This window comes from Roseivivax halotolerans (genome assembly GCF_900115815.1).
GTDB lineage: Bacteria > Pseudomonadota > Alphaproteobacteria > Rhodobacterales > Rhodobacteraceae > Roseivivax > Roseivivax halotolerans.
Genome location: NZ_FOXV01000004.1, coordinates 130823 through 145330 on the forward strand (window position 1 = coordinate 130823; position 14508 = coordinate 145330).

A 14508-nucleotide genomic window follows, 5' to 3' on the forward strand; every position below is an offset into this window, starting at 1 on the left:
CGCGATCACGCCCCGCCCTGCGCCGCGCGAGCGCGCGGGCCGTGGAAGTAGTCGTGAACCCAAGGATGATCCACGCGGGCCATCTCCTCTATCGTGCCTGTGACGAGAACGCGCCGTTCGGCCAGAACCGCCACACGGTCGCAGACCGCATAAAGCGTGTCGAGATCATGCGTTACCAGGAACACCGTTAGACCCAGCGCCCGGCTAAGTCCATGGATCAACCGGTCGAATTCCGCAGCCCCGATCGGGTCCAGCCCGGCTGTCGGCTCGTCGAGGAACACGATTTCGGGGTCGAGCGCCAGCGCGCGGGCCAGCCCGGCCCGTTTACGCATCCCGCCCGAGAGCTCGGAGGGATATTTGCCGCCCGCCTCGGGACCGAGACCCACCATCGCGATCTTCAGATCCGCAAGCGCGCGGCGCGCCTCGGGGGCAAGACCCGGCACCCGCTTCAGCGGCACTTCGACATTTTCGCGCACGGTCAACGACGAGAAGAGCGCGCCGTCCTGGAACATCACGCCCCAATTGTCCTCGACCACCGCGCGGGCTGCCGGATCGCCGCCCGTCAGATCATGTCCCAGAACTTCGATCTTTCCGGCCCGGGGCGTCTGAAGACCGATGATGGTCTTCATCAGAACCGATTTGCCCGTTCCCGATCCGCCGACAACGCCAAGGATCTCGCCGCGCTGCACGTCGAGATCGAGATCGTCGTGCACGACCTGGCTGCCGAACTGGTTGCGGATGCCGCGGAGGCGAATGACCGGATCCTCCATGTCAGACCCCCAACTGCGCGAAGAAGACCGAGAAGATGGCATCGGCGACGATCACCGCGAAAATCGCCTGCACCACCGCCTTCGAGGTCTGCCGCCCCAGGCTCTCCGCGTTGGAGCCGACCTGCATCCCGGCATTGCAGCCCACCACACCGATGATGATGGCGAAGACGGGCGCTTTCGACAGGCCGATCAGCACGTTGGCCAGATCCGTGCCCTCGCTCAGACGCGTGAGGAACATCGCGGGCGAGATATCGAGGACGAGAAGCGACATGATGCCGCCTCCGAGAAGCCCCATGACGTTGGCGACGAGACCGAGGATCGGCAGCATCAAGACGAGCGCCAGGATACGCGGCACGAAGAGCGCCATTGCCGGGTCGATGCCCAGGGTCCGCATCGCGTCGATCTCCTCACGCATTTTCATCGAGCCGATAGCGGCGGTGAAGGCAGAGGCGGTGCGGCCCGCGACGATGATCGAGGTGAGAAGGATGCCGAGCTCGCGCAGGATCGAGATCGAGATGAGATCCACCACGAAGACCTCCGCCCCGAATTGCCGAAGCTGCGTCGCACCCTGGAACGCCAGCACAACGCCGATCAGGAAGGACAGAAGGCTCACGATGGGCACGGCGCGCAAGCCGACATCCTCGCAATGCGCGACAAGGGCAGTCAGTCGGAACTCGCTTGGATGCCGCAGCGACCGACCGAGACGGGCGAGAAACAGGCCGAAGACGCCAAGAAAGACGCCCCCGCCGCGCCCCGCCGTTACAACGCCTTCGCCAAGCTCCGCGAGCCGGTCGGCCACCCCGCGCCGGACAGGTTGCGATGACGGTTCGGGCTCTGCAATGGCGTGGTCCACGCGGGTCATGAGCTGCGAGAGCGCGTCGGACGCCCCGAGAAGCGTCAGATCATGGCCCGCCGCTTCCAGCCGGTCCCGCAGCCGCTCCAGCGCCCAGGCCCCCGCCGTGTCCATGCGCGACAGGTTCGACAGATCGACACGGACGTCGCGGTCGGCGGGCAGTGCGTCCAAGGCGGCTTGCGCCTCTGTCAGCTCGAACACGGTCAGGCGGCCCGACAGCGCCAGCTCGCGCGTCTCGGCGCCGGTCTCCTCCACCATGTCGAAAAGGTGCGCCATCCCTCAGCCCCGCCAGAACCGCGGGGTGAACAGAACGAGCACCGCCATCAGCTCGAGCCGCCCCATCAGCATCGCAAGGCATAGAAGCCATTTCGCGGCATCGTTGAGCGGCGCGAAATTGCCCGCAGGCCCGATGATCGGGCCGAGGCCGGGACCGATATTGGCGAGTGCAGAGGCCGCACCTGAGAGTGAGGTTATGAAATCAAGCCCTGTCATGCCGAGCGCCACGGCGAAAAGCCCAAGCGTGACGATGAAGAACAGGAAGAAGGTCACGACCGAGGACAGCACGTCCTCGCCCACGGGCCGTCCCTCGAAACGCGGCGCAAAAAGCCCGTGCGGCGTGCGGATCCGGCGCAGCTGGCTGCGAACGGAGGCCATCATGAGCTGCCAGCGAAAGACCTTGATGGAACATGCGGTCGAGCCCGCGCAGCCACCGATGAGGCCGATGAAGAAGAACATCGCGATCAGGAACGGTCCCCACGTCATGTAATCGACGGAGGCATAGCCCGTGCCGGTCATGATCGAGACGATATTGAACAGCGCCTCGCGCAGCGCGGCCTCGGGATGGCGCGGATAGAGCGTCAGAAGCACCGAGACCGTGACGGCCACCAGAACGCCGATGATGATCAGGAAGACATGGATCTGACTGTCGCGCAGGATCGCGCGTTCCTGGCCGTTTACCAGCTGCACGTAGCGCACGAAGGGCAGCGCCGCGAGGATCATGAAGAAGGAAGCGACGTATTCCGCCGGCCCCGCGAAGGTGCCGAAGGACGCATCGTAATTGGAGAATCCGCCCGTCGAAACCGTCGTCAGCGCGTGGACCGTGGCATCGAACACGTTCATGCCGGTCGCGATATAGGCGAGCGTGCAGGTCAGAGTGATGGTGATATAGATCGAGGAGATCGAGGACGAGATCTCGGCCGCGCGCGGCAGGACTTTGCCCATCGTATCAAAGGCTTCGGAGCGGAAGATCTGCATCCCGCCCACGCGCAACTCGGGCAGAAAGACCATCGCGACCACGATGATACCGATCCCGCCCAACCATTGCAGCAGGCCGCGCCACAGAAGCAGCCCTTTGGGCAGCTCGTCGAGCCCTGTGAAGACGGTGGACCCAGTCGTCGTCATGCCTGACATCGCTTCGAAGAAGGCGTCGATGAATCGCGCTTCGGTTGCACCGAGGATAAATGGGATCGCACCGAAAATCGGAAGAACCAGCCAGACGCCGGTCGTCAGCAGGAAGATCTGCTGCAAGGACATCCGCTCCTTGACCGCATTCTGCGTCGCGAGCGCGATCAGCCCGCCGGCGGCGATGGTCATGATCGCGCTTTCCGCGAAGACCGGCCATTCGCCCCGGCCTTCGGCAATATCGACCAGCATCGGAACCAGCATCGTCAAGCCGAGGCAGGTCACCAGCAGGCCGATCACATAGGCTACGGGGCGGACGTCGAACATGACGGCGAGCGTTGGCGTGGGCCTTGGGCCAAGTCAAGCGCGCAGGGTCGCGGGATCTCCGATGCGATGCGCCCATGCCTCCCGTAGGATCTCTCGCCTACACGCAACGGAAAGAAAAACGCCCGCCGGACATGGCGGGCGCGTTCGGCTTTTTGCGAGCCTATGTCAGCCGACGTGAAAGAGCGTCGAGAAGAGCTTTGGATCGAGGCTCTCCTGCTCGAAGAGCGGCCCTTCGGTCAGAACCGAAACGGCGTCATGGCTGTGCAGGCTTTCCTGGTGGCTTGCCACGACGCGGAAATCGCCGATGCGGGCGTCCTTCTGAAGCTGCTCGGCAAACAGACGCGCGGCATCCTCGACGAAGATCGGGTTCGCGCCGTTCAACTCCGCGAAGGCCTGTTCATCCTCGCGCTTGACCATGACCTGCGTCTCGGTCGGCACCGCCTTGCGGCAAAGCTCAATCAGATCCTCGAACCAGAGGCAGTCATCGCCCGTGGTCTCGACCGAGATGCGCGCGACGGAACGCTGCGAATGCGGCGTTGCGAGCACGCCCCGTTCCCTGCGGGCATGTTCGCTGAGTTCCAACGAGCACGGGCAGGTCGACGAATAGACATAATCGAGATGCATGATCTTGCGGCGCTGCCCTGCGGTCTCGACCAGCTCGAGCGCGATGTCGTAATACTGGAAGCCCTCGAGCCCCGAGCGCAGGCTCTCGACCCTGAGAGGAAAGCGCAGGCGCATGTTGATGCGGGCATCGAAGCTTTCGAGATCGCTCTTGTAATCGTCGAGTGCCGACTCGATCACCTCGAACGAGAACGTCTTCTCCCCGTGCTTGTAGAAGGACCGCATGATCCGCGACATGTTGATGCCTTTCTTGTCGGCATCGAGGCTCACGGACCCGGTGACGGAGGTCTCGAGCGTCACGTTGCCGTTGTCGCGGGTGCGGAAAGTCACGGGCAGACGGAAATTCGAGATGCCGACATGCTGGATCGCGCGGCGCGCGCCGCGGATCAGCGAGGACGGCCCGTTCTGCAGATCGGGTAGCGTGTCCTTGTATTCGGCATCCACGTCGAAGGCCGCATCATATTCGCGCGCAAGGTCAGGATAGGCATCCGCGCCCGAGACGAGACGGGCGATGGCCGGATCGAGCTCGGCGATCTCGTCGTCATCGGACGCGCCGGCCCAGTCGCGCAGGAGCGCCAGGGCTTCCCTGGCGGCCTCACGGCTCGGCTTACGCTCGAGTTCTGGAGTATGGACGTTCATGAGGGGCACTCCGTCTGGTCACGCGAAGATATAGGACGCGGCCGCCCGATTTGCCGACCGCTTTCATCTTACGTCCGACAAAGTGACCCGGATCAGCGGAATTTCAATGATTTGGAGGGGGTAGTCCCCCGATCACATGGCCGCGAGCGCCTGCTCCAGGTCGCCGATCAGGTCTTCTGCATCCTCAAGCCCGACGGACAGGCGAATGAGCCCGTCACTGATACCCAGCGCGTCCTTCATCTCTTGCGACAGACGTTGATGCGTCGTTGTCGCGGGATGCGTCGCGATGGTCTTGGCATCGCCGAGGTTGTTGGAGATGAGAACGATCTCGAGGGCGTTCATGAAGCGGAAGGCCGCCTCCTTGCCGCCCGAAATCTCGAAGGCCAGCATCGTGCCGCCCGCGCCCATCTGCCGCAGCGCCAGGTCGTGCTGCGCGTGGCTTTCGAGGCCGGGATAGATCACGCGGGACAGCCGCGTGTTGCCCTCGAGCGCCTCGGCGATGTGGCCCGCGCTCTCGGTTTGCGCCCGGACACGCAGGTCGATCGTCTCTAGACCCTTCAGAAGCACCCAGGCGGTGAACGGGCTCATCGAGCCGCCGGTATGCTTCATGTAAGGCTCTACGACCTTGCGAATATGTTCGCGCGTGCCGAGGATCACGCCGCCCAGCGTGCGCCCCTGCCCATCGATATGCTTGGTGGCCGAATAGATCACCACGTCCGCGCCCTGAGCGACGGCATCGGAATAGACCGGCGTCGAGAAGACGTTGTCGACGATCACCGCCGCGCCGACGCCGCGCGCGATCTCGGCCACGCCTGCAATATCGACCAGTTCCAGCGTCGGGTTCGACATCGACTCGAAGAAGACAGCCTTGGTGTCCGGCCGCACGGCGTCGCGCCACTGGTCCAGATCCGCGCCGTCCACCAGCGTCACCTCGACGCCGAAGCGCGGCAGGATCTCGTCCACGATGTACAGACACGAGCCGAAGAGCGCACGGGCGGATACAAGGTGATCTCCCGCCTTCAGCATCGACATCAGCGCACCGTTGACCGCCGCCATGCCGCTCGCCGTGGCGAACCCGTCCTCAGTACCCTCGAGCAGCGCGATCCGTTCCTCGAACATGCGAACGGTCGGGTTGCCGTAGCGGGCATAGATGAATTCGTCTTCCCCGGCAGAGAGGAAGCGTGCCTCGGCATCCTCCGCGCTGGGATAGGCGAAGCCCTGCGTGAGGAAGATCGCCTCGCTCAGCTCGCCATATTGCGAGCGGCGGGTGCCGCCGTGGACAAGGTTGGTGCGGGTCTTGCGCGTCGTCATTTCAGCCTCCTGCCGCCTCGTCCGGGCGGCGCATCAAAAAAGCCCCGTCGCGGTCAAGCGAAAGGGGCTCTTCTGGAAGAACGCTCTCGTCTGACCTCTTTAGCGGCATGTTTAATGTGGCCCGCAATCCGGTGAACAAATCGCCACGAAGCTGCTGGTAGCGGCCCGATTCCCACACGTCAAGACTGTCATGGAGACGTCGCGCAGACGTCACGTGGGCATCATCCTCGGGGCGTATCCGCTCGGGCAAAACAGGAGGCCCGAGCAGATGCCCGTCCTGCCCGTCACAGCGCTGCCCGAGGGGCTTGTGCCGCATGACGCGGACATGCCCCTTGCGGCCCAGATGGCCGAAGCCCTCGCCGGCTCCTCGGGGCCGATCATCCTGATGGTTCACGGGTTCACCTACGCACCGGGCCGGGGCATCCACTGCCCGCACGAGACGCTCTTCAACGCCTATCCGCAGCGGCGGGCGGACGGCACGCGGCGGATGAGCTGGCCGCGGCGGCTCGGCTGTCTTGAGGCCGGACCGGATGCCGCGCTTGGTATTTCTTTCGGCTGGCCCGCGCGGGGCTCGATCTGGAAAGCGGCGCGCGAGGCCGATGCCGCAGGTGCGCGCCTTGCCGAGCTCGTGCGGGAATTGCGCCTTCTCGCACCGCATCGTCCGATTTCGGCCATTGGCCATTCGCTCGGTGCGAAGGTCATCCTGAGGGCGCTCGCCGCCGCGCCCGCGCGCAGCATCGAGAGCGCGCTGCTTCTGGCTCCGGCCGCGACGCGGGCGGACCTGACGACCGCGCGACACTCGGCTGCCGGACGGACGGTTCGGATCGCATCGGTCGCGGGGCGGGAAAACCGGGTGTTCGAGGCGCTCTACCTTGCGGCGATGGCGGCCGGCGGGCGGCCCGCCCTGCCCCTTGTCCGCAGCGATGTCGAATGTGGGCGCGGTGTCTCCCTGCGGATCGACGACGCCGTGAGCCTCCAGCGTCTTTCAGCGGCGGGCTACCAGATCGGCGCGCCGCGCCACCCCATCTGCCATTGGTCCGCCTATACGCGGCCCGGCCTCATGCGTCTCTATCGCGATCTTCTGACGGGCAGGCTGCCGTTCGACGCGCTGCGGATGATCCTGCCGCCCCACGAACAGCGCGCCACGGACGCCGCAGAGCCTCCGCGGGATCTCGTGCCGAACGCGCTCTGACACTCGGCCTCAATGGTCGCGGCGCTTGGAGGGGCTCTCTCCCATGTAATCCTCTGTCGTACGGACGCGCGGACGCTCACCACCCTGGAACGGGTTGTTCTGGCTGTGAAATTGCGCCTGCACCCGGCAATCGTCGCACATCTGGATCATGCGGATCGCATCGGGGTTGGAGAACATCGCGTGGTTCCCGGCCAGCTTCTCCGTGATCCGCTCGACGGTGGATTTCACCCCGAAGAGCGCGCCGCATTCGATGCAGGCGAAGGGCTCCTCCTCGTTCAAGACCTGCTGCGAGAGGGCCCCGTCGGTGAGGTTCATGCGCGGCTCGAGCGCGATCGCATCCTCGGGGCAGATATTCTCGCAGAGCCCGCATTGCAGGCAGGCGTCTTCCTGGAACAGGAGCTGCGGCTTGTCGGGGTTATCGCCAAGCGCGCCCGAGGGGCAGAGCGAGACGCAGGACAGGCACAGCGTGCAGGCATCCGTATCGACGAGCACCGCGCCATAAGGCGCGCCTTGCGGCAGATCGACAATCTCCGCATCGGGCTGCAAAGCCTTCGCAGCGACGCGGGCCACCTGCCGCCGAGTGCCCATCGGCAATGCGGGCGCGCAGAGTGCGGGCGACGCGCCGCCGTAAAGCGCCTCGGGTAGCGCGTCGGGGTCGGCGACATCGAGGAGCCGCACGGCGTCTTGTCCGGTCAGCGCATTGGCCAGTGCCGTCTCGCGCTCGGGCGTGTCTCGCTCGGTTCGCGGGGACATCAGCACGTCGACGCGGGAGAACCCGGCGGCAAGCGCCGCGACCATCTCCGCGTGACCGAAGCCGGCGAGCGCGGTGGTCTCGAAAGGGATGACATCGGCCGGAAGCCCGCGCCCGAATCTTGCAGCGAGGCGGATCATCTCGGCGCCATGGTCGGCATCGTGCACGAGCAATCTCGGCGCGGCGCCGCCTGCCCGCCGGAAGGTCCGCGCCAGGGTCTCGAGCCTGCGGAAGACGCTGGAGACGGGCGGCGCGTCGTAGGTGATCGCTCCAGAGGGGCACAGAGCCGAACACGCGCCGCACCCCGCGCAGATCATCGGATCGACGCGGACATGCTCACCCTCGGGCTGGATCGCACCGGTCGGGCAGATATCGAGGCAGCGCGTGCAGCCGGTCTGACCGGCGCGCGAATGGGCGCACAATGCAGGCTCGGTCCGCACGTAGAGCGGCTTTTCGAAGGTGCCGACCATCTCTGCGGCGAGCGCGGCCTGGCGCACGACCTCCACCGGGCGGCCGGGATCTGCGCGCAGATAGCCTTCGCGCTTTTCGGGCGCGGGAAAGAGCGACGTGCCGCCCGTCAGGTCCAGGATGATGTCGCAGGACGAGGCCGCGCCATCGACGGGCTCGTCGAAGGTAAAGGTGCCGCGTCCTCCGGGCAGAAGCTGACGGAAGCCGTCGATCGTGACCCCGAAATCGCCGAGCGCGCCGTGCGCCTTGCGGATCCGGCCCCGAACCACATCGAAGCGTCGGTCGGCGGGCGGCTCCGTCTCGTCGCCCTGCAGAACGGTCACGGCAAGCCGGTCGGCGAGCGTCGCGGCGGTCTCGAAGGCCAGTTCACCCGACCCGATAAGAAGGCAGGTGCCTTCCGAGATCACATCGCGGGTGCCGGGCAGCGGCACTTCGATCAGGGCCTCGGCGGCGAGCGCGGATTGCTTCGGACCGGCCTCATCCGCTTCGTCCGACCACCCTGCGCGGTCGCGCAGATCGACGAAGGCGGGAGGCTCGACGCCCAACTCCTCGGCCAACATCTCGAAGAACGCGGTCTCCTGTCCGCAAGCCACCAGCGTGTCGCCCTGCCCAAGCGCCTTCGCGGCGGCCTCGGTCTCGCCCTGGCACAGCTTGGTGTGCACGCGGCTCGTCTCGAGCCCGGTCGCGGCGGCGATCTTTTCCGCATCAAGGCTTTGCGAGCCCAGGCAATCGCAAAGCAGGATTTTCTTCGGCATGGCTCCCCCTAGTCCCGCGGCTCTTCCGGCCGGGGATGCCGCGCGGCGCGGCGATCCCGCAATTCGGGAAATCGTGATTTCGGATTTCGGAGCTGGATGGTATAGTTCTATCCAGCCGTGCGAAAGCCACAAAGATGTGCGGCTACAGGGAGAGAAAGACTTGTCCGAAGACAATGACATGGCAGGCCGCAAGTCGGTCAGCCTGACTGTCGGCGTGATCGTGGAGCGCAGACCGGGCGTGACGCGCTGGCAGCGCGAAGTCTGGCAGCCCCGCGCGCTTCTCGTCGACGCACCCAGGAACGCCGATTGGCGCGAATTGCGCCGTGACGGTGATCGCGTGGAATATCTCGCGGCAACCGTCCCCCTGACGCTGTATCGAGGCGAGGCAGAGGCGTATCGCGTCGCGCTGTCCGAGCCGGTGCCCGCGGCATACGTCATCCTGCGCCCCTCGGCGCGCGAGGGCTTCCCTTGGTACGTCCATCTCGTCACGCTTTCCCCGCACGAAGCGGCCCTTTTCGAGCAATCCGGCGATGAGCTGGTCGAGAAGGTCGCGCTGCCCGATGGGCTCATCGGCTGGGCGGGCCGCTGGATCGAGACGCATTACCGCGAAGAGAAATTCGTCAAGCGCAAGCGGCGGCCCATGGAAGAGGGCGAGGCGCGCCTCGGCGATCCGCGGATCTCGAAGCCGAGCGACATCTATCGCGCGCCGACCGAGCGGCGCCAACGGGGCACGCGATGAGGGGCGGTGATTTCTGGTCGCGCCGCAAGGCGCGCGTCGCGGCTGAAGAAGTCGAAGAGGTCCGTCGGTCGGAAGAGGCGGCGCTCGATGCCGAGGCGCGATCCCTCGAAGAGAAGAGCGACGCGGACATCCTCGAACAGTTCGGCCTGCCCGACCCGGACGACCTGATGCCCGGCGACGGGATCGCGGGCTTCATGCGCCGCGAAATTCCAGAGCGGCTTCGCCGCCGCGCGATGCGGAAGCTGTGGCGCTCGAACCCGGTTCTCGCCTGCGTCGATGGTCTCAACGATTACGACGGGGACTTCACCGCGGCAGCGACCGACAGCCCCGGCGTGAAAACCGCCTACCAACTCGGCCAGGGGATGCGCGCCCATGTCGAAGCGCTGGCGCGCGAGGCCGAGGAGAAGGCGAACGCGACCACCCCGGACAGGGTCAACTCCGAGCCCGAAACGCCTCAGGAGACGGCATTTTCTGCACCTGCATCCGAAGCCACCGAAGAGGCTTCGGGAAATTATGCAGCGTCAGACAACAATATGCAGCGCGCATCTGAGTCGAACCCTGAATATACGACCAAGGTCGTAGTGGAGGGGGTGTCGGAAGTCGGAACACCTTGGCATACGGAGGAGCACGCAGAGCGGCGACCCCGCCGCATGCGCTTCAGATTTGAGGGGGGAGAATGAGCATCGCTCGAACGGCGAACCAAGAGGTGACCGAGGAAGACCGGCTCCGCGCCGATCTCTACAATTTCCTCGGCCTGCTTCTTGCAGGGCCGCCGGATGGATTGCTCCTCGCGCAGGTCGGCGGCTTGTCTGGAGACAAGAGCGATCTCGGTCAGGCCATCGTGCGGCTTGCCGACTGCGCCAAGACCTCCTCGCCCAAGGACGTGGAACGTGAGTTCAACAAGCTCTTCATCGGTCTCGGCCGCGGCGAGCTTCTGCCCTATGCGAGCTATTACCTCACCGGGTTCCTGAACGAGAAGCCGCTCGCCACGCTGCGACAGGATCTGCGCGCGCGGGGCCTCAGCCGTTCGCCCAACGTATTCGAGCCCGAGGACAACATCGCCTCGCTGATGGAAGTGATGGGCGCGCTGATCGTCGGCCGCTTCGGAGAGCCTGCGCCGCTCGAGGATCAGAGGACGTTCTTCAACCGTCATATCGCGCCCTGGGCGGGCCATTTCTTTGCCGATCTCGAGACCGCCAAATCCGCGATGCTCTACGCCGCGGTGGGCTCGGTCGGCCGCGCCTTCGTCGAGATCGAGCGCGAAGGTTTCAGATTGACGTCGGAGTGATCCGGCACGAAGCGGCCTCAGCCGGGCCGCTAGACACCCAAGGACGAGCCCGAAGAGATCGGCCCGCGTCCGCCAAGGAAGGGAGAGACGATATGTCCAAAGACCAGAAAGCGGACAAGAGCCGCCGCGGCTTCCTCAAACTCGCCGGCACCGCGGCCCCGGCCGCGCTTGCCGTCGTCGCGACCTCGGGCACCGAGGCCGAAGCGGCGGTCGATGACGGCCAGCAGGGCTCCGGCCTGCGTGATACCGCACATACCCGCGCCTATTTCGACAGCGCCCGCTTCTAAGGCGCGCGCACAGAATCTGCCGGCACATCGGGCGTCACGTCCCCGCCTGCCGGCATCAGCCCCGAGACGCACAAGCGCCCGTGGGTGACGATAACGGAGGGAACCATGCTCAAGAAAAAGACAAGCGGAGTTGCGCGACGCGCCGCCCGAACGGGGCTTCTGTCCGAGGTTGCCGGGAAGTCCGTCGACCGCCGCGCCTTCCTGCGCGGATCGGGCCTCGCCATCGGTGGCCTTGCCGCGATCAGCGCGACCGCCGGCTCGGTCACCCGCGCCTCGGCGCAGGAAGCGGTCGACGACGCGGTCAAGACCGTGAAATCCGTCTGCACCCACTGCTCGGTCGGCTGCACCGTGATCGCAGAGGTCCGCGACGGCGTCTGGACGGGTCAGGAGCCCGGCTGGGACAGCCCGTTCAACCTCGGCGCGCATTGCGCCAAGGGCGCGTCGGTGCGTGAACACACCCACGGCGAGCGCCGCCTCAAGTACCCGATGAAGAAGGTCGACGGCGAGTGGACGCGCATCTCCTGGGAAGAGGCGATCAACGAGATCGGCGACCAGATGATGTCGATCCGTGACGAGAGCGGTCCGGATTCAGTCTACTGGCTGGGCTCGGCCAAGCACAACAACGAGCAGGCCTACCTTCTGCGCAAGTTCGCGGCCTACTGGGGCACGAACAACATCGACCACCAGGCGCGGATCTGCCACTCGACCACGGTTGCGGGCGTTGCGAACACATGGGGCTACGGCGCCATGACCAACTCCTACAACGACATCCACAATTCCCGCGCGATCTTCGTGATCGGCGGCAACCCCGCCGAGGCGCATCCGGTCTCGCTCCTGCACCTTCTCAAGGCGAAAGAGCAGAACAACGCGCCGATGATCGTGTGCGACCCGCGCTTCACGCGCACCGCGGCGCATGCGGACGAGTATGTCCGTTTCCGTCCGGGCACGGACGTCGCGCTCGTCTGGGGCATCCTGTGGCACATCTTCGAGAACGGTTGGGAGGATGAGGAATTCATCCGCACCCGTGTCTGGGGCATGGACCAGATCCGCGACGAAGTCGCCAAGTACGATCCCGAAGAGGTCGAGCGCATCACCGGCACGCCGGGCTCGCAGCTCGAGCGCGTCGCGCGGACATTGGCCAACAACCGTCCCGGCACCGTGATCTGGTGCATGGGCGGCACCCAGCACACCAACGGCAACAACAACACCCGCGCCTACTGCATCCTGCAGCTTGCGCTTGGCAACATGGGCGCGGCCGGCGGCGGCACCAACATCTTCCGCGGCCATGACAACGTGCAGGGCGCGACCGACCTCGGCGTTCTCGCCGACACGCTGCCTGGCTATTACGGCCTGACGGATGGTGCCTGGGGCCACTGGGCGCGCGTCTGGGACGAGGATCTCGACTGGCTCCGCGGCCGCTTCGCCGTGATGGAAGGCGCCGGCGCCGACGGGGCCGACCGGATGATGATCAACGAGACCGGTATCCCGGTGTCGCGCTGGATCGACGGTGTCCTCGAGGATGCCGAGAATATCGACCAGCCCGACAACACCCGTGCCATGGTTCTCTGGGGTCACGCGCCGAACTCGCAGACGCGTCTGCCGGAGATGAAGACCGCGATGGAGAAGCTCGACCTTCTCGTCGTGATCGACCCCTACCCGACCGTGACCGCGATCATGCAGGACCGCACCGACGGCGTGTACCTGCTGCCCGCGGCAACCCAGTTCGAGACCTACGGCTCGGTCACCGCGTCGAACCGTTCGCTGCAATGGCGCGAGAAGGTGGTGGATCCGATCTTCGAGTCGAAGGCCGACCACGTCATCATGAAGATGTTCGCGGACAAGTTCGGTTTCTCGGACCGGCTCTTCCGCAATATCGAGGTCAATGGCGACGAGCCGCTGATCGAAGACCTGACACGCGAGTTCAATCGGGGCATGTGGACCATCGGCTATACCGGCCAGTCGCCGGAGCGGATGCGCACCCACATGCAGAACCAGCACACCTTCGACCGCACGACGCTGAAAGCGCTCGGCGGTCCGGCTGACGGCGACTATTACGGTCTGCCCTGGCCGAGCTGGGGCACGGCCGAGATGAACCACCCGGGCTCGCCGAACCTCTACGACATCTCCAAGCCTGTCGCCGATGGCGGCATGGGCTTCCGCGCCCGCTTCGGCGTGGAGCGGGACGGCGACAACCTTCTTGCGGAAGGCGTCTACCCGGTCGGCTCCGAGATCCAGGACGGCTACCCGGAGTTCACCTACCAGATGCTCGTCGATCTCGGTTGGGACGGCGACCTGACGGACGAGGAGCGCACCGCGATCGAGCGCGTCGCCGGCTGGGAGGGCGAGCGCCCGACCACGCAGGGCAACGGTCAGCAGGATGTCGGCGAGCAGTCACAGACCGGTCCGATCGAGAGCGATTACAACACCGCGCTCGGCGGAGTGAACTGGAAGACCGACCTGTCGGGCGGCATCCAGCGCGTCGCGATCGCCCATGGCTGCGCGCCCTACGGCAACGCCAAGGCCCGCGCCGTGGTCTGGACCTTCCCCGATCCGGTCCCGGTCCATCGCGAGCCGCTCTACACGCCGCGTTACGACCTCGTGGCCGACTACCCGACCTACGAGGACAAGAAGTTCTGGCGCGTTCCGACGCTCTATTCGTCGATCCAGAAGGACGATTACTCGCAGGACTTCCCGATCACCCTCACTTCCGGCCGTCTGGTCGAATACGAGGGCGGCGGAGACGAGACGCGCTCCAACCCCTGGCTCGCGGAATTGCAGCAGGACATGTTCATCGAGGTGAACCCGCGTGACGCCAACGATCTCGGCGTGCGCGACGGCAACCAGGTCTGGGTCTACGGCCCGAACGGCGGCAAGATCCGCGTGATGGCCATGGTCACCGAACGTGTCGCGCCGGGCGTCGCCTTCATGCCGTTCCACTTCGGCGGCTTCTGGCAGGGCGAGGATCGCCGCTCCTACTATCCGGAGGGTGCCGATCCCTACGTGCTCGGCGAATCCACAAACACCGCACAAACCTACGGCTACGACTCGGTCACGCAGATGCAGGAAACCAAAGCCACGCTTTGCCGCATCGAGGCCGCGTAAGGAG

General features: G+C 65.7%; 12 protein-coding genes and 1 riboswitch. Of the genes, 6 read left to right on the forward strand and 6 right to left on the reverse strand.

The features are described 5' to 3' along the window. Positions 1 to 5: 5 nt before the first annotated feature. The 5 genes from BM171_RS07600 to metZ form a co-directional block, all read right to left on the reverse strand. The gene (locus BM171_RS07600) at positions 6 to 770 is read right to left on the reverse strand and encodes an ABC transporter ATP-binding protein (protein ID WP_093010248.1); all 765 of its coding nucleotides are present in this window, start codon (positions 768 to 770) and stop codon (positions 6 to 8) included. 1 nt (position 771) lies between these two features. Next, positions 772 to 1899, reverse strand: coding sequence for an ABC transporter permease (locus BM171_RS07605; RefSeq protein WP_175497513.1), 1128 nt, complete (start codon positions 1897 to 1899; stop codon positions 772 to 774). A gap of 3 nt (positions 1900 to 1902) precedes the next feature. Further along, complete coding sequence (locus BM171_RS07610; RefSeq protein ID WP_093010250.1) at positions 1903 to 3351, reverse strand: TrkH family potassium uptake protein; 1449 nt, start codon at positions 3349 to 3351, stop codon at positions 1903 to 1905. Between the two features lie 165 nt (positions 3352 to 3516). Next, positions 3517 to 4611, reverse strand: a complete 1095-nt coding sequence (gene folE2, locus BM171_RS07615; protein ID WP_093010252.1) for a GTP cyclohydrolase FolE2 — start codon at positions 4609 to 4611, stop codon at positions 3517 to 3519. A 132-nt stretch (positions 4612 to 4743) separates the two neighbouring features. Then, positions 4744 to 5922, reverse strand: coding sequence for an O-succinylhomoserine sulfhydrylase (metZ, locus tag BM171_RS07620; RefSeq protein WP_093010254.1), 1179 nt, complete (start codon positions 5920 to 5922; stop codon positions 4744 to 4746). A 78-nt stretch (positions 5923 to 6000) separates the two neighbouring features. Then, a riboswitch (SAM riboswitch) is annotated at positions 6001 to 6079 on the reverse strand. A gap of 111 nt (positions 6080 to 6190) precedes the next feature. On the opposite strand from metZ, the gene BM171_RS07625 reads away from it, so the two are divergent. Further along, on the forward strand, positions 6191 to 7114 hold the full coding sequence (locus BM171_RS07625) for an alpha/beta hydrolase (protein ID WP_093010256.1): 924 nt from the start codon (positions 6191 to 6193) through the stop codon (positions 7112 to 7114). Positions 7115 to 7123: 9 nt separating this feature from the next. Here BM171_RS07625 and BM171_RS07630 read toward each other — a convergent pair whose 3' ends face one another. Next, entirely contained in the window at positions 7124 to 9088 is a 1965-nt protein-coding gene (locus BM171_RS07630) for a 4Fe-4S binding protein (protein WP_093010258.1), read from the reverse strand. Positions 9089 to 9248: 160 nt separating this feature from the next. Between BM171_RS07630 and BM171_RS07635 the strand changes: the two genes are divergently transcribed. From BM171_RS07635 to BM171_RS07655, 5 genes are all read left to right on the forward strand, one after another. Beyond that, on the forward strand, positions 9249 to 9827 hold the full coding sequence (locus tag BM171_RS07635) for a DUF3305 domain-containing protein (RefSeq protein ID WP_245760205.1): 579 nt from the start codon (positions 9249 to 9251) through the stop codon (positions 9825 to 9827). After that, entirely contained in the window at positions 9824 to 10507 is a 684-nt protein-coding gene (locus BM171_RS07640; RefSeq protein WP_093010262.1) for a DUF3306 domain-containing protein, read from the forward strand. The genes BM171_RS07635 and BM171_RS07640 overlap by 4 nt, the downstream gene beginning before the upstream one ends. After that, complete coding sequence (locus tag BM171_RS07645; RefSeq protein WP_093010263.1) at positions 10504 to 11115, forward strand: TorD/DmsD family molecular chaperone; 612 nt, start codon at positions 10504 to 10506, stop codon at positions 11113 to 11115. Before BM171_RS07640 ends, BM171_RS07645 begins: the two co-directional genes overlap by 4 nt. A 92-nt stretch (positions 11116 to 11207) precedes the next feature. Beyond that, the gene (locus BM171_RS07650; RefSeq protein WP_093010265.1) at positions 11208 to 11402 is read left to right on the forward strand and encodes a twin-arginine translocation signal domain-containing protein; all 195 of its coding nucleotides are present in this window, start codon (positions 11208 to 11210) and stop codon (positions 11400 to 11402) included. A 105-nt stretch (positions 11403 to 11507) separates the two neighbouring features. Continuing rightward, positions 11508 to 14504 (forward strand): formate dehydrogenase subunit alpha, encoded by a 2997-nt coding sequence (locus BM171_RS07655; protein WP_093010267.1) that lies wholly within the window; start codon positions 11508 to 11510, stop codon positions 14502 to 14504. Positions 14505 to 14508: the final 4 nt, after the last annotated feature.

Bases quoted from the DNA above. Each gene is read 5' to 3' on its own strand.
- BM171_RS07605 (WP_175497513.1), bottom strand. From the start codon at position 1,899: ATGGCGCACCTTTTCGACATGGTGGAGGAGACCGGCGCCGAGACGCGC.
- BM171_RS07650 (WP_093010265.1), top strand. From the start codon at position 11,208: ATGTCCAAAGACCAGAAAGCGGACAAGAGCCGCCGCGGCTTCCTCAAA.
- folE2 (WP_093010252.1), bottom strand. From the start codon at position 4,611: ATGAACGTCCATACTCCAGAACTCGAGCGTAAGCCGAGCCGTGAGGCC.
- BM171_RS07610 (WP_093010250.1), bottom strand. From the start codon at position 3,351: ATGTTCGACGTCCGCCCCGTAGCCTATGTGATCGGCCTGCTGGTGACC.
- BM171_RS07600 (WP_093010248.1), bottom strand. From the start codon at position 770: ATGGAGGATCCGGTCATTCGCCTCCGCGGCATCCGCAACCAGTTCGGC.
- BM171_RS07645 (WP_093010263.1), top strand. From the start codon at position 10,504: ATGAGCATCGCTCGAACGGCGAACCAAGAGGTGACCGAGGAAGACCGG.
- BM171_RS07640 (WP_093010262.1), top strand. From the start codon at position 9,824: ATGAGGGGCGGTGATTTCTGGTCGCGCCGCAAGGCGCGCGTCGCGGCT.
- metZ (WP_093010254.1), bottom strand. From the start codon at position 5,922: ATGACGACGCGCAAGACCCGCACCAACCTTGTCCACGGCGGCACCCGC.
- BM171_RS07625 (WP_093010256.1), top strand. From the start codon at position 6,191: ATGCCCGTCCTGCCCGTCACAGCGCTGCCCGAGGGGCTTGTGCCGCAT.
- BM171_RS07630 (WP_093010258.1), bottom strand. From the start codon at position 9,088: ATGCCGAAGAAAATCCTGCTTTGCGATTGCCTGGGCTCGCAAAGCCTT.
- BM171_RS07655 (WP_093010267.1), top strand. From the start codon at position 11,508: ATGCTCAAGAAAAAGACAAGCGGAGTTGCGCGACGCGCCGCCCGAACG.